Below are 13,303 nucleotides of genomic sequence, written 5' to 3' on the forward strand. Positions count from 1 at the left end.
CGGGCCGTGAGCACGTACCGTACGGCGGAGCGGAACTGCCGGGACACCGGGGAAGGGGCAGCTGGGTTGACCACGCACGCACCGCACGCGTCGCAATCGGTGACGTTGCCGGCCTCGCTCGACGAGGCGGTGGCGGCACTCACCGCCATGCCCGCCGCCGTGCCCGTCGCGGGCGGCACGGATCTCATGGCGGCGGTCAACGCCGGACTCCTCAGACCCGCGGGCCTGGTGGGCCTCGGCCGGATCAGCGAGATCCGCGGCTGGCAGTACCTCGACGGCCATGCGCTGCTCGGCGCCGGCCTCACCCTCGCCCGTATGGGGCGCCCCGACTTCGCCGCCCTGATTCCCGGTCTGGCCGCCGCCGCCCGCGCGGCCGGCCCGCCGCAGATCCGCAACGCCGGGACCCTCGGCGGCAACATCGTCAGCTGCGCCCCCACGGGCGACACCCTCCCGGTGCTGGCCGCCCTGGAGGCCACGGTGATCATCGCCGGACCCGGGGGCGCCCGCCGCGAGATCCCGGTCAGCCATCTGCTCACCGGCCGCGAGATGCTGAGCCCCGGCGAACTCGTCGGCTTCGTACGGGTTCCGCTGCTGCACGCCCCGCAGACGTTCCTCAAGGCCACCGGGCGCACCGGCCCCGGCCGCGCCACCGCCTCCGTCGCGCTGGTCCTGGACCCGGCCCGGCGCTCGGTGCGCTGCGCGGTCGGCGCGGTCGCCGCGATGCCGCTGCGCCCCCTGGAGGCCGAGCAGTGGGTGGCCTCGCTCATCGACTGGGACGGTGAACGCGGCCTGGTCCCCGAGGCGCTGGCCGCCTTCGGCGACTACGTGGCCGCCGCCTGCATCCCCGACCCGGCGCCGCCGCAGGACGGCACCGAACCGGCGACCCTGCCGCCGGCCGCCCTGCACCTGCGCCGTACGGTGGCAGCACTGGCCCGCCGCGCACTTGGGAGGGCGCTCTCGTGAGCGATCCAGACAACCGCCATCAGCAGCAGCCGCCGCACCCCGAGCAGGGCTGGCAGCCGCTGCCCCCGGGCGGCGAGTACGAGTCGGAGGCCACCGCCTTCGTCCAGCTCCCCGAAGGCTTCACCACCGGCGCGTACGGCGCCGGTTACCGCACGCCGGGCGCCGAGCCGCTGGCCGCGCCCGGCCACGGCTACACCCCGCCGGCCTCGTTCCCCGCGCACTCCGCCGTGCCCCCGGTACCGGGCGCGGGCACCGACCCGGCGGCCACGGGGCAGTGGACGATGCCGTTCGCCGACCCGTCCACCGGCTACGCCGACCCCGCGGCGGGCTACTCCGATCCCGCGGGACGGCAGGAGGCCGCGCCGCACCAGGACTCCGCCGCGGCCTATCAGGCCAACGCCCCCGAGGGCGCCCAGCCGTGGGGCGGCGAGCAGGTGCACTGGCCGGTCGCCGGCAGCCCGGAGGCGGCCGGTGGCACGTGGAGCGTCCCGGCGGCCGACGACGTCCTGGAGGAGTCCGGCGAGTACCGGGTCGGCGACGACCGCCTGGCCGGCCACGGCGGCGCCGCGGCCTACCAGGGCGGCGGCTACCCCGGCGTGCCCTACGAGAGCGGCGACGGGGCCGCCGGCCGGACCGGCTCCGGGGAGACCGGCGCCACCGGCCACTGGCACTTCACCGCCGGCCTCGACGCCACCGGCGGGACCGCCGGGGCCACCGGGACCGTCGACGCGGACGGTGCCACCGGTGCCCAGGAGGGCGGCGCCGCGGAGGAGCCGTTCCCCGCGCCCGCCGACGACCCGTACGCACCGGCTGCCACGGCGGCGCCCACGGGCGGTGCGACCGGCCACTGGTCGCTGCCCGCCGACGCGCTGGCCCAGTGGCCGCCGGCCCGGGGGACCCATCCGCAGGACGGGACCGCCGGCCAGGACACCGCCACCGAGGTGCCCGCCCCGGCGGGCGCCGAGGGCTGGTCGGTCCCGGTGGTGCAGGGCGAACAGCACGACACCACGGGGGAGTTCGCCCTCGGTGTCGCCGACCTCGGTGTCGTCGACCACGGTGCCGGATCCGGTGCTCCCGCCGCTCCAGCTGCCGACCCCGGCACGCCGGCCGGGGAGCGCGCCGCCGACGGGCCCGCGACGCCCGACGCCCACGGCGCCCTCACGGCGCCGGAGGCCCCTGCGCCGGCCCCTGCCGCGGCCATGGCCGCTCAGGACGCCCCGGACGGCGGCCCGGAGCCGGCGGGCCCGCCCGGGCCCGCGGAGGCCCCCGAGGCGCCCGCGCCGGACGCCGCGCAGGCCGACCACCCGGCGGAGCCCGCCGCGGAACTCGGCGCGCCCGCCGCCGGCCCGGCCCCCGCCACGGCCGAAGCGCCGGCCGGCTCGCCCGCCCACGACACCGAGGACGCCGCGGCCGCCGCCACGGCGCCCCCCGCGCCCGAGCCGCCCCCCGCCGCCCCGGAGGGTGCCGCCGCGCCGGACGTCCCGGAGGCCGCGGAGGCCCCGGCCGTCCTCGACGGCCACGACAGCCACGACGAACACCCGTCGGCCTCCTACATGCTGCGCGTCAACGGCATCGACCGCCCGGTCAAGGACGCCTGGATCGGCGAGTCGCTGCTGTACGTGCTGCGCGAGCGGCTCGGCCTGGCCGGGGCCAAGGACGGCTGCTCCCAAGGGGAGTGCGGGGCCTGCTCGGTCCAGGTGGACGGGCGGTTGGTCGCCTCCTGCCTGGTGCCCGCCGCCACCACGGCCGGCAGCGAGGTCCGCACAGTCGAGGGGCTCGCGCAGAACGGCGTGCCCTCCGACGTCCAGCAGGCCCTGGCCGCCTCCGGGGCGGTGCAGTGCGGCTACTGCGTACCGGGCATGGCGATGACGGTGCACGACCTCCTGGAGGGCAACCACGCTCCCACGGAGCTGGAGACCCGCAAGGCGCTCTGCGGCAACCTCTGCCGCTGCTCGGGCTACCGCGGTGTCCTGGACGCCGTCGCCGACGTCGTGAAGTCCCGTGCGGAGGCCGCCGAGGCGGCCGAGGCCGTCGCCGCGGAGGCACCGGCCGAGACCGCCCGCATCCCCCACCAGGCGGGACCCGCCGACCCGATGGACGGGGCACCGCACAACCAGGATCCGCAGCCGGGAGGCGCTGGATGAGTGAGCGCGGCATCGGATTCCCCCCGGCCGGCAGCCGGGTGAGGACCGTCGACGGGTGCGCGCCCCGCGCAGGCCGGGGCGAGCGGAGCGAGGTCTCGGCATGAGCAGCGGAACGACTGACGGCGCGGTGACCGCGACGCCCGCGGCGGGCGTCCAGATCCCCGTCGAGCCGCCGCCGCACGGGCTCGGCGTCTCCCTGATGCCCGCCGACGCGGGGGCCAAGACGGAGGGCACCTTCCCGTACGCCGCCGACCTGTGGGCCGAGGGCCTGCTGTGGGCGGCGGTGCTGCGCTCCCCGCACCCCCGGGCGCGGATCCGCTCCGTGGACACCCGGCACGCCACGGAGATGCCGGGCGTGCACGCCGTCGTCACCCACGAGGACGTGCCCGGCGACAAGGGGTACGGCCGCGGCACCGCCGACCGGCCGGTGTTCGCCCGGGACGAGGTCCGCTACCACGGCGAGCCGATCGCCGCGGTGGCCGCCGACCACCCCGACACGGCCCGGCTGGCCGCCGCCGCCATCATGGTCGAGTACGAGGTCCTGGAGGCCGTCACCGACCCCCAACTCGCCTTCGAGGCCGAGCCGTTGCACCCGGACGGCAACCTTGTCCGGCACATCCCGCTCCGTTTCGGCGATGCCGAGGCAGTGGGCGAGGTGATGGTCGAGGGCTTCTACCGGATCGGCCGCCAGGACCCGGCGCCCATCGGGGCCGAGGCCGGCCTCGCCGTGCCGCGCCCGGACGGCGGGGTGGAGATCTACACGGCCTCCACGGACCCGCACGGCGACCGCGATCTGGCCGCGGCCTCCTTCGGCCTGGAGCGGGAGCAGGTCAAGGTCGTGGTGACCGGTGTGCCCGGCGCCACCGCGGACCGTGAGGACCCCGGCATCCAGCTGTCCCTGGGGCTGCTGGCGCTCCGTACGGGATGCCCGGTGAAGCTGGCCGCCACCCGGGAGGAGTCCTTCCTCGCGCATGCCCACCGGCACCCGACGCTGCTGCGCTACCGCCACCACGCCGACGCCGAGGGCAAGCTGGTCAAGGTGGAGGCGCAGATCCTGATGGACGCGGGGGCCTACGCGGACACCTCCGCCGAGGCGCTGGCGGCCGCGGTCTCGTTCGCCTGCGGCCCGTACGTCGTCCCGCACGCCGTCGTCGAGGGCTGGGCGGTGCGCACCAACAACCCGCCGTCCGGGCACATGCGCGGCGAGGGCGCGTTGCAGGTCTGCGCCGCCTACGAGGGCCAGATGGACAAGCTCGCCGCCCAGCTGGGACTGGAGCCGGACGAGATCCGCCGGCGCAACGTCATGGCCACCGGCGACCTGCTGCCCACGGGGCAGACCGTCACCTGCCCCGCCCCGGTCGCCGAGCTGCTGCGCGCCGTCACCGAGGAGCCGCTGCCCGAGCTGCCCAAGGACACCCCCGAGGCGGAGTGGCTGCTGCCGGGCGGCCCCGAGGGCGCCGGCGAACCGGGCGCGGTCCGGCGCGGGGTCGGCTACGCCCTGGGCATGGTGCACATGCTGGGTGCGGAGGGCGCCGACGAGGTGTCCACGGCGACGGTCAAGGTCAGCGGCTCGGTCGCGACCGTCATCTGCGCGGCGGTGGAGACCGGTTCGGGGTTCTCCACGCTGGCGCGGCAGATCGTCCAGGAGACCCTGGGCGTCGACGAGGTGCACGTCGCGGGCGTGGACACCGACCAGCCCCCGGCCGGGCGGGCCTGCCACGGCCGGCACACCTGGGTCTCCGGCGGCGCCGTCGAGCGGGCCGCGAAGATGGTCCGCACCCAGCTCCTCCAGCCGCTGGCCCACAAGTTCGGGATGTCCACCGAGCTGCTCCAGATCGCCGACGGCAAGATCACCTCGTACGACGGGGTGCTCAGCACCACCGTGGCCGAGGCGCTGGACGGCAAGGAACTGTGGGCCACCGCCCAGTGCCGGCCGCATCCCACCGAGCCGCTGGACGAGACCGGGCAGGGCGACGCGTTCGTCGGCCTCGCCTTCTGCGCCATCCGCTGTGTCGCCGACGTGGACATCGAGCTGGGCACCGTCCGGGTGGTGGAGATGGCCGTGGCCCAGGACGTGGGACGGGTGCTCAACCCCCGTCAGCTGCGGGCCCGTATCGAGGCCGGGGTGACGCAGGGGCTGGGTGCCGCGCTGATGGAGAACCTCCGCACCACCCGCGGCCAGGTCCGCCACCCCGATCTGACCGGCTATGCGCTGCCGACCGCGCTGGACGCCCCGGACATCCGGATCGTCAAGCTCGTCGAGGAGCGTGACGTGGTCGCGCCGTTCGGCGCCAAGGCGGCCAGCGCGGTGCCGGTGGTGACCGCGCCGGCCGCGGTCGCGTCGGCGGTCCGCGCCGCCACCGGCCGGCCGATCGGCCGGTTGCCGATCCGGCCCCAGGCGGCGGTGGCGCAGCCGGTGCAGACGCCGGCGATGTCGCAGCCGCAGTGACCTCGCCGCGCGGCGCGGGGGCGGCCACGGCCCCGCGCCGCGCGGTCTCGTCGACCTGAGCGCATCGGCGCACCTCCCGCGACCTGCGATTTCACTCTCCGTCACGGCGATTGTCAGTGCTGTCACTTACGGTTGTTTTCAGCGTGCGAATCCGCGCGCGGCGCCGGTGAGCGGTGACGGCGACGACGTCGAGGGCGAGAGCGACGTTGCCGGCGACCGGCGGACGGTCGACCGGCGGCAGGTGCCGCCGGATGCGAGGGGGAGATCGAAATGCGTGCACTGCACGGGGGATGGGGACACGGCGGCACGGGAGCCGACAGGGCCCGAACTCGCGGGCGCGACAGGGGAGTCGCCGCGGTCCGGAGCCTGCCGGCGCGCCTGACGGCGGTCCCCGCGGTGGTCGGTGCCGCCGCCGGACGACTACGCCGAAGCGCCCGCGCACGCTGTGCCAAGGCGCTAGGCGAAGGGAGGCCGTGGCGGGGATCGAACCCGCGCTGTGCTTTCCCGGGGGCCAACCCCCGGACCCCCGGCCGGGGCGCGGCGGGGTCAGGCTGTCAGAGGCCGTGGCGGGATTCGAACCCACGTAACTCGCTTTGCAGGCGAGTCCCTGAACCACTCGGGCACACGGCCGGGATGCGGTGCGTCTCCGACTGTAGGCGGCCGGGTGGGGGGCCGGGCAAGGGTGGCGGGCGGGCTGCCATGAGGCTGCAACACGCGGTTCACGTAAGGGCGGTGGCCGGTGGGCCGGCCGGCTCAGGGGGAGTGGAGGAACTCCTCGACGAGCGGGCGGAAGAGGTCCGGTTCGTCGACCCAGGGGTAGTGGCCCACGAGGTGCAGCGGGCGCAGCCGGGCGTCGGGGAAGGAGGCGGCGACGAGTTCGCCCGCGCGCATCCCGGCGACGGCGTCCCGGTCGCCGGTGACCACCAGGACCGGACAGCCGGCGTGCCGCAGCCCCGCCAGCAGTGCCCGCCGGGTGGCTTCGTCCACGCCCTGCCAGAAGCCGGCGCGCGGTACGGGCCCCAACTGCGCGCCCTCGGTGGCCGCGTGGGCCCGCTGCGGCGCGTCCCAGCGCCCGTAGGCCAGCGGTGCCGCGTCGTACCGCAGCGCGCGGACCTGTGCCAGGTCGGACGCCTCGGTCAGTTCCCGGACCGCCGCCGCGGCCCGCGGCCACCACTCCTCGTGCCGGCGGGCCTCGAAGATCTCCCGTGCGTCGTCGGGGAGTTCGCCCTGGAGCCGGGAGCCGGGGCAGACCAGCACCAGGCGGGTCAGCCGCTCCGGATGGGCCGCGGCGTACGCCTGCGCCACCGTGGCCCCGGCGTCGTGGCCCAGCAGGGCGAAGCGGGCCAGGCCCAGGTGGGCGCGGAGGGCCTCGACGTCCTCGGCGAGGTGCGGGAAGGCGTACCGCCCGGGGTCCGCGGCGGCGGGGGAGGCGCCGGTGCCGCGGCTGTCCGGGACGATCAGCCTCCGGTGCTCCGCCAGGCCGCCGAGGTCTCCCAGGTAGGCGGCGTCCCGGCCCGGGCCGCCGGCCAGGCACACCAGGGGAGGCAGCGATGAGTCGGCGGGGCCCAGCACGCGGTAGTGCAGCTCGGCGGCGTCGTAGGTGCGGAAGTGCGGCATACGGACAGCTTGCCGGAGGGTGCGCTGCCGCCCGGCGACCGGAGCGCCGTGGCGGGGGCGGATGCGGGGGCGGCCACGGACCGCGGCGTAGGACCGATGGCCGAGGGAATCCCCGACTCCGGACAGGGGCACAGCGCCGGTACGGCCCTTACGCTGGCCCGATGACCGCTGACCCCTCCAGCCCGGCGGACGCGGCCCCCGCGGCCGCGCCGGGCAGCACCGCCGCACCCGCCACCGCCAGCACCGCCGCACCCGCCACCGCCAGCACCGCCGCACCCGCCACCGCCGGCACCTCCGCACCTGCCACCGACCTCACCACCACGGCCCCGGAAGCGGACCGTGTGCCCGGGGCCGGGGAACGGACCCCGCCCGCGGCTCCGCCGGCGGAGGGCTCCGGAGGCGTCCTCGGCCGGGAGCACCGTGCCCTGACCCTCGGCATCATCTCCGTCGTCTCCCTCATCGCCTTCGAGGCGAGCGCGGTGAACACCGCCATGCCGGTGGCGGCCCGGGCCCTCGACGGCATCGGGCTCTACGCCTTCGCCTTCTCGGCGTTCTTCACGGCCAGCCTGTTCGCGATGGCGCTCTCGGGGGTGTGGAGCGACCGGCGCGGGCCGCTGGCTCCGCTGTTCAGCGGGATAGCGGCGTTCGGCGCGGGGCTGGTGATCGCCGGCGGGGCGCAGAGCATGGGGATGTTCGTAGCCGGACGCGGTGTGCAGGGTCTGGGCGGCGGTCTGGCGGTGGTGGCGCTGTACGTCGTCGTCGGCCGCGGCTATCCCGAGAGGTTGCGGCCGGCGGTCATGGCGTCGTTCTCGGCGGCCTGGGTGGTGCCGGTGATCGTCGGCCCGCTGGTCGCCGGGACGGTCACCGAACAGCTCGGCTGGCGCTGGGTGTTCCTCTCCATACCCGTGCTGATACTCCTGCCGCTCGGGGTGATGCTGCCGGCGCTGCGCAAGCTGCCGCGCACGGCCCCGGCGCCGGACGGCGGCCTCCGGCAGATCCTGGGCAGCCGCCGCTGCCGGCTGGCGCTGGCCGTCGCGGTGGGCGCGTCGCTGCTGCAGTACGCGGGCCAGCACCCGGCCTGGATCGCGCTGCTGCCGGCCGCCGTCGGGCTGGCGCTGCTGGCCCCGGCGATCGTGCGGCTGCTGCCGCGCGGCACGTTCCGGGCCGGCCGCGGGCTGCCGACGGTGGTGCTGATGCGCGGTCTGGCCGCCGGGGCGCTGGTCGCCGCCGAGAGCTTCATCCCGCTGCTGCTGGTCACCCAGCGCGGGCTGTCCGCCACTCTCGCCGGTCTCTCCCTGACCGGCGGCGGTCTGACCTGGGCGCTCGGCTCGTACGTGCAGAGCCGCCCGGGGCTGGACGCCCACCGCGAGCGGCTGATGGGCCTGGGCATGGCCCTGTTGGCGACGGCGATCGTGCTGGTGCCGCTGGTGCTGGTCGACGGGGTGCCGGTCTGGACGGTGGCCGCGGCGTGGACGATAGGCGGCTTCGGCATGGGGCTGAACATCTCCAGCGGCGGCGTGCTGCTGCTCAAGCTCTCCCGGCCGGAGGAGGCGGGCAGCAACTCCGCCTCGCTGCAGATGTCCGACGCGCTGGGCAATGTGACGTTCGTCGGTGTCAGCGGGGTGCTGTTCGCGGCCTTCGGCGGGGGCTCGATCGCCTCGGCCGGCGCCGCGTCGGCGGCCACCGCGGCCGACGATCCGACGACCCACCCCGCGGCCTTCCTGGCCGTCTTCGCCGCGATGGCGGCGGTGGCGGCGGCCGGTGCGCTGGTCTCCGCCCGGCTGCGCCCGAAGACCGGCCGGGCCGGGGGCCGGTGACCGCCCGGCGGGCCGATGTGACCTCCCTCCCACCCCCGGGTGGGAGGGGGTCGTACGCCCCGGACGGCCGACGGCGCACCGGTAGGCTGACGCGGTTGCCGATCGCCGACCTCAGCCGACGGAGACCGTGACTACCACCAGCGCCACCAACAGTCATCACCTGTCCCCGGCCTTCCCGGGGCGGGCCCCGTGGGGTACCGCGAACAAGCTGCGTGCCTGGCAGCAGGCGGCCATGGACCGGTACATCCAGACCCAGCCCAGGGACTTCCTCGCCGTGGCCACGCCCGGCGCGGGCAAGACCACCTTCGCGCTCACCCTCGCCTCGTGGCTGCTGCACCACCACGTCGTGCAGCAGGTCACGGTGGTCGCGCCGACCGAGCACCTGAAGAAGCAGTGGGCGGAGGCCGCGGCCCGGATCGGCATCAAGCTCGACCCGGAGTACAGCGCCGGCCCGCTGGGCCGCGAGTACCACGGCATCGCGATCACCTACGCCGGTGTCGGGGTCCGCCCGATGCTGCACCGCAACCGCATCGAGCAGCGCAAGACCCTGGTGATCCTGGACGAGATCCACCACGCCGGCGACTCCAAGTCGTGGGGCGAGGCGTGCCTGGAGGCGTTCGAGCCGGCGACCCGGCGGCTGGCGCTGACCGGCACCCCGTTCCGCTCCGACACCAACCCCATCCCCTTCGTCCAGTACGAGGAGGGCAACGACGGGATCCGCCGGTCGTCCGCGGACTACACCTACGGCTACGGCAACGCGCTCGCCGACGGCGTCGTCCGCCCGGTGATCTTCCTCTCCTACAGCGGCAACATGCGCTGGCGCACCAAGGCCGGCGACGAGATCGCGGCCCGGCTCGGCGAGCCGATGACCAAGGACGCCGTCTCCCAGGCGTGGCGCACCGCGCTGGACCCGCGCGGCGAGTGGATTCCGAACGTGCTGCGGGCCGCCGACCGGCGGCTGACCGAGGTCAGGAAGGGGATCCCGGACGCGGGTGCCCTGGTCATCGCGTCCGACCAGGAGCAGGCCCGGGCCTACGCCAAACTCATCCGGGAGATCACCGGGGAGGGCGCCACCCTCGTCCTCTCCGACGACGCGGGCGCCTCGCAGCGGATCGACGACTTCTCGCACTCCGACGACCGCTGGATGGTCGCGGTCCGGATGGTGTCCGAGGGCGTGGACGTGCCCCGGCTGGCGGTCGGGGTGTACGCCACCACGATCTCCACCCCGCTGTTCTTCGCGCAGGCCGTCGGCCGCTTCGTGCGGTCCCGCAAGCGCGGCGAGACCGCGTCGGTCTTCCTGCCCACCGTCCCGATGCTGCTCGGCTTCGCCAACGAGATGGAGGTCGAGCGCGACCACGTCCTCGACAAGCCGAAGAAGGACGGCGAGGAGGACCCGTACGCCGAGTCCGAGAAGGAGATGGACGAGGCGAACAAGCAGCAGGACGAGGACACCGGCGAACAGGAGCAGTTCTCCTTCGAGGCGCTGGAGTCGGAGGCGGTCTTCGACCGGGTGCTCTACGACGGCGCCGAGTTCGGCATGCAGGCGCACGCGGGCAGCGAGGAGGAGCAGGACTACCTCGGCATCCCCGGGCTGCTGGAGCCCGACCAGGTGCAGCTGCTGCTCCAGAAGCGGCAGGCCCGGCAGATAGCGCACAGCCGGAAGAAGCCGGACAGCGAGGCGGACCTGCTGGAAATCCCCGCCGAGCGGCGGCCGGTGGTCACGCACAAGGAGCTGCTGGAGCTCCGCAAGCAGCTCAACACGCTGGTCGGCGCCTACGTCCACCAGAGCGGCAAGCCACACGGGGTGATCCACACCGAGCTGCGCCGGGTGTGCGGCGGCCCGCCGAGCGCGGAGGCCACGGCCGGGCAGCTCAACGAGCGCATCCGGAAGGTGCGGGAGTGGGCGACGCGGATGCGCTGAGCGGCGTGCCGCGGGTTCTAAGGGGCAGCACTGCCACCCCGCAGCGGGGTGGCGCATCCTGGTGCCTCCGAGGGCGGCCCACGGTGCGGACGAGCCCGGATATTCCGGGCGGCGACGCCCGGATTCTGGACGGACTCTTCCGCTGACCGGAGCAGCTCGCTACTGTCCCGGACACGCACACGCCCCGTGGCAGCGCCGCCGCGGAGCACAGCCGGTGCACAGCGGCCGGCGGCTCCAGGGCGCTGTTTCCGGGACGAACAGCGCTCCGCGTACGGACGCCGCCACTCACTCCAGGAGGGGCGTCGTGACCGCAGAGACCTCCCAGACGCTCGACCGAGGACTGCGCGTCCTCAAACTGCTCGCCGACACCGACCACGGGCTGACCGTCACCGAGCTCTCGCAGAAGCTCGGCGTCAACCGCACCGTGGTCTACCGCCTGCTGGCCACACTGGAGCAGCACGCCCTGGTGCGCCGGGACGCCGGCGGCCGGGCCCGGGTCGGGCTGGGCGTGCTGCGCCTGGGCCGCCAGGTCCACCCGCTGGTCAGAGAGGCCGCGCTGCCGGCGCTGCGCTCGCTCGCCGAGGACGTCGGCGCCACCGCGCACCTCACCCTCGTCGACGGCGCCGAGGCGCTGGCGGTCGCGGTCGTCGAGCCGACCTGGACCGACTACCACGTCGCCTACCGCGCCGGGTTCCGCCACCCGCTGGACCGCGGGGCCGCCGGCCGGGCCATCCTCAAGGCCCGCCAGGGCCGCCTCCACGACGGCGGACTCGCCCTGACGCACGGGGAGTTGGAGGCCGGCGCCAGCGGTGCCGCGGCGCCGCTGCTCGGGGTCAGCGGCATAGAGGGCAGCGTCGGCGTGGTGCTGCTGACGGACGACGTCGGGGAGCGGATCGGGCCGCGGGTGGTGGACGCGGCCCGGGAGGTCTCGGAGGCGCTGCGCTGAGCCGGCGGCGCTGTGCTGGGCCGGCGCGCCGCGCTGAACCGCGGCACGTACGCGGCCCGTGTGGGGACCCTGTGGCGCTGCCGTGTGGCCAGGGCGCCGCTCGGGGCGGACGGGGCGGGGGTCATTTAGGGTGGCGGGGTGTCTTCACGCGCCCGTGCCCTGCTGGTCTGCACCGCCCTCGTCCTCGCCGTCCTCGTGACCGCGGCCCTGGCGCCGCTGCCGTACTCGGTCGCCTATCCGGGCGTCACGGCCAACGTCCTCGGCGACGACAAGGGCAAGCCGGTGATCACCGTCTCCGGTGCCCGTACCCGCGACACCAGCGGGCAGCTGCGGATGACCTCCATCACCGCCACCGGGCCGGACGCCTCCGTCCACCTGCCGGACGTCGTCCGGGCGTGGTTCCGCACCAACGAGGCGGTGATGCCGCGCGACTCGGTCTACCCGGTGGGCAACAACACCGAGGAGATCGCCGAGCACAACGCCGAGCAGATGAAGCAGTCGCAGGACAGCGCCACCCGGGCCGCGCTGGGCCGGCTGGGCAAGTCCCCCAAGGACGTCAAGGTCACCCTGAGCCTGGCGGACATCGGCGGGCCCAGCGCGGGCCTGCTGTTCGCGCTGGGCATCATCGACAAGCTGGACGGCGACGGCGCCGGGCACGACCTCACCGGCGGCCGGATCATCTCGGGGACCGGCACCATCGACGCCGACGGCGCGGTCGGCGCGGTCGGCGGGGTGGCCCTGAAGACCCAGGCCGCGCGCCGCGACGGGGCGACCGTCTTCCTCGTGCCGCGCGCGGAGTGCTCGGACGCCCGCGCCGAACTCCCCGCCGGGATGCGGCTGATCCCCGTCGCCACCCTCGACGGCGCGGTGGACGCCCTCAAGGCCCTCAACTCCGGCGGGAAGGTGCCCAGTTGCACCGGCGACTGAGTCAAGGGCCCGAAGGCGGCCGGCGCCGCGCTCAGACGGTGGCGATGACCTCACGGTCGGCGTAGCGGAAGCCGTCCTCGTCGAAGTAGAAGACGGTGACCTTCACCTCGTCGCCCTTCTTGAAGCCCTGGGTGTCGGCCGTCTTGAGCCGCACCTGTGCGACGTGGTCGGCGTAGTCGCAGACGAGCTTGTCGCCCTTGACCGTGCCCGCGCCGCGCGTCGCCAGCTTGGACGAGGTGAGCTGTTCTGCGTTGGCGACCAGCTCGTGGTGCATGCCGGTGTCGCAGGAGTACGTGACGTTCACCTTCAGGCCCGCCCCGTCCAGCGCGACCTTGTCGATGTGGATCAGGTTGGCCTTGGCCGCGGCCATCGGCGCGCCGGCCAGGACGCCGGCCCCGGCCAGGGCGACGACGGCGGCGGCACCGGCGACGCCGCGCCGGATACGGGATGCCTTCATGGAGTTTTCTGCCCTTTCCCCCTGTCGCGGCCGCCCCTGCGACGACTGCGACACTTGTTCGT

9 protein-coding genes and 1 tRNA gene are annotated in these 13,303 nt (G+C 75.4%); 7 read left to right on the forward strand and 3 right to left on the reverse strand.

Features of this window, described 5'->3' with window-relative positions:
• Positions 1-66: 66 nt before the first annotated feature.
• The 3 genes from ACRAS8_RS22200 to ACRAS8_RS22210 all read left to right on the forward strand — a co-directional run bounded on the left by ACRAS8_RS22200 (position 67) and on the right by ACRAS8_RS22210 (position 5,556).
• Positions 67-963, forward strand: coding sequence for an FAD binding domain-containing protein (locus ACRAS8_RS22200; protein ID WP_438487740.1), 897 nt, complete (start codon positions 67-69; stop codon positions 961-963).
• Positions 960-3,107 (forward strand): 2Fe-2S iron-sulfur cluster-binding protein, encoded by a 2,148-nt coding sequence (locus tag ACRAS8_RS22205; RefSeq protein WP_438487741.1) that lies wholly within the window; start codon positions 960-962, stop codon positions 3,105-3,107. The genes ACRAS8_RS22200 and ACRAS8_RS22205 overlap by 4 nt, the downstream gene beginning before the upstream one ends.
• 100 nt (positions 3,108-3,207) lie before the next feature.
• Positions 3,208-5,556, forward strand: a complete 2,349-nt coding sequence (locus ACRAS8_RS22210; protein WP_438487742.1) for a xanthine dehydrogenase family protein molybdopterin-binding subunit — start codon at positions 3,208-3,210, stop codon at positions 5,554-5,556.
• Positions 5,557-6,114: 558 nt separating this feature from the next.
• Here the strand turns inward: ACRAS8_RS22210 and ACRAS8_RS22215 are convergent.
• Positions 6,115-6,186, reverse strand: a tRNA-Cys gene (locus tag ACRAS8_RS22215).
• 123 nt (positions 6,187-6,309) lie between these two features.
• Positions 6,310-7,173: an alpha/beta fold hydrolase gene (locus ACRAS8_RS22220; RefSeq protein ID WP_438487743.1), complete on the reverse strand. Its 864-nt coding sequence runs from the start codon at positions 7,171-7,173 to the stop codon at positions 6,310-6,312.
• 161 nt (positions 7,174-7,334) lie between these two features.
• On the opposite strand from ACRAS8_RS22220, the gene ACRAS8_RS22225 reads away from it, so the two are divergent.
• The 4 genes from ACRAS8_RS22225 (at position 7,335) to ACRAS8_RS22240 (ending at position 12,784) form a co-directional block, all read left to right on the forward strand.
• Positions 7,335-8,990, forward strand: a complete 1,656-nt coding sequence (locus ACRAS8_RS22225) for an MFS transporter (protein ID WP_438487744.1) — start codon at positions 7,335-7,337, stop codon at positions 8,988-8,990.
• 127 nt (positions 8,991-9,117) lie between these two features.
• On the forward strand, positions 9,118-10,911 hold the full coding sequence (locus ACRAS8_RS22230; RefSeq protein ID WP_438487745.1) for a DEAD/DEAH box helicase: 1,794 nt from the start codon (positions 9,118-9,120) through the stop codon (positions 10,909-10,911).
• A gap of 304 nt (positions 10,912-11,215) precedes the next feature.
• Positions 11,216-11,857: an IclR family transcriptional regulator gene (locus tag ACRAS8_RS22235; RefSeq protein WP_438487746.1), complete on the forward strand. Its 642-nt coding sequence runs from the start codon at positions 11,216-11,218 to the stop codon at positions 11,855-11,857.
• Between the two features lie 138 nt (positions 11,858-11,995).
• Positions 11,996-12,784 carry a S16 family serine protease gene (locus tag ACRAS8_RS22240; protein WP_438487747.1) on the forward strand — a complete coding sequence of 263 codons (789 nt, stop codon included), beginning with the start codon at positions 11,996-11,998 and terminating at the stop codon, positions 12,782-12,784.
• A gap of 31 nt (positions 12,785-12,815) precedes the next feature.
• On the opposite strand, the gene ACRAS8_RS22245 is transcribed toward ACRAS8_RS22240, so the two are convergent.
• Positions 12,816-13,241: a hypothetical protein gene (locus ACRAS8_RS22245; RefSeq protein WP_438487748.1), complete on the reverse strand. Its 426-nt coding sequence runs from the start codon at positions 13,239-13,241 to the stop codon at positions 12,816-12,818.
• Between the last annotated feature and the right edge of the window lie 62 nt (positions 13,242-13,303).

Origin of the sequence: Streptomyces sp. S186, from assembly GCF_051603415.1 — a bacterium.
Taxonomy (GTDB): domain Bacteria; phylum Actinomycetota; class Actinomycetes; order Streptomycetales; family Streptomycetaceae; genus Streptomyces.

Excerpts from the sequence above, each read along its gene's own strand:
- ACRAS8_RS22210 (WP_438487742.1), top strand. The coding sequence starts at position 3,208 with ATGAGCAGCGGAACGACTGACGGCGCGGTGACCGCGACGCCCGCGGCG.
- ACRAS8_RS22220 (WP_438487743.1), bottom strand. The coding sequence starts at position 7,173 with ATGCCGCACTTCCGCACCTACGACGCCGCCGAGCTGCACTACCGCGTG.
- ACRAS8_RS22225 (WP_438487744.1), top strand. The coding sequence starts at position 7,335 with ATGACCGCTGACCCCTCCAGCCCGGCGGACGCGGCCCCCGCGGCCGCG.
- ACRAS8_RS22245 (WP_438487748.1), bottom strand. The coding sequence starts at position 13,241 with ATGAAGGCATCCCGTATCCGGCGCGGCGTCGCCGGTGCCGCCGCCGTC.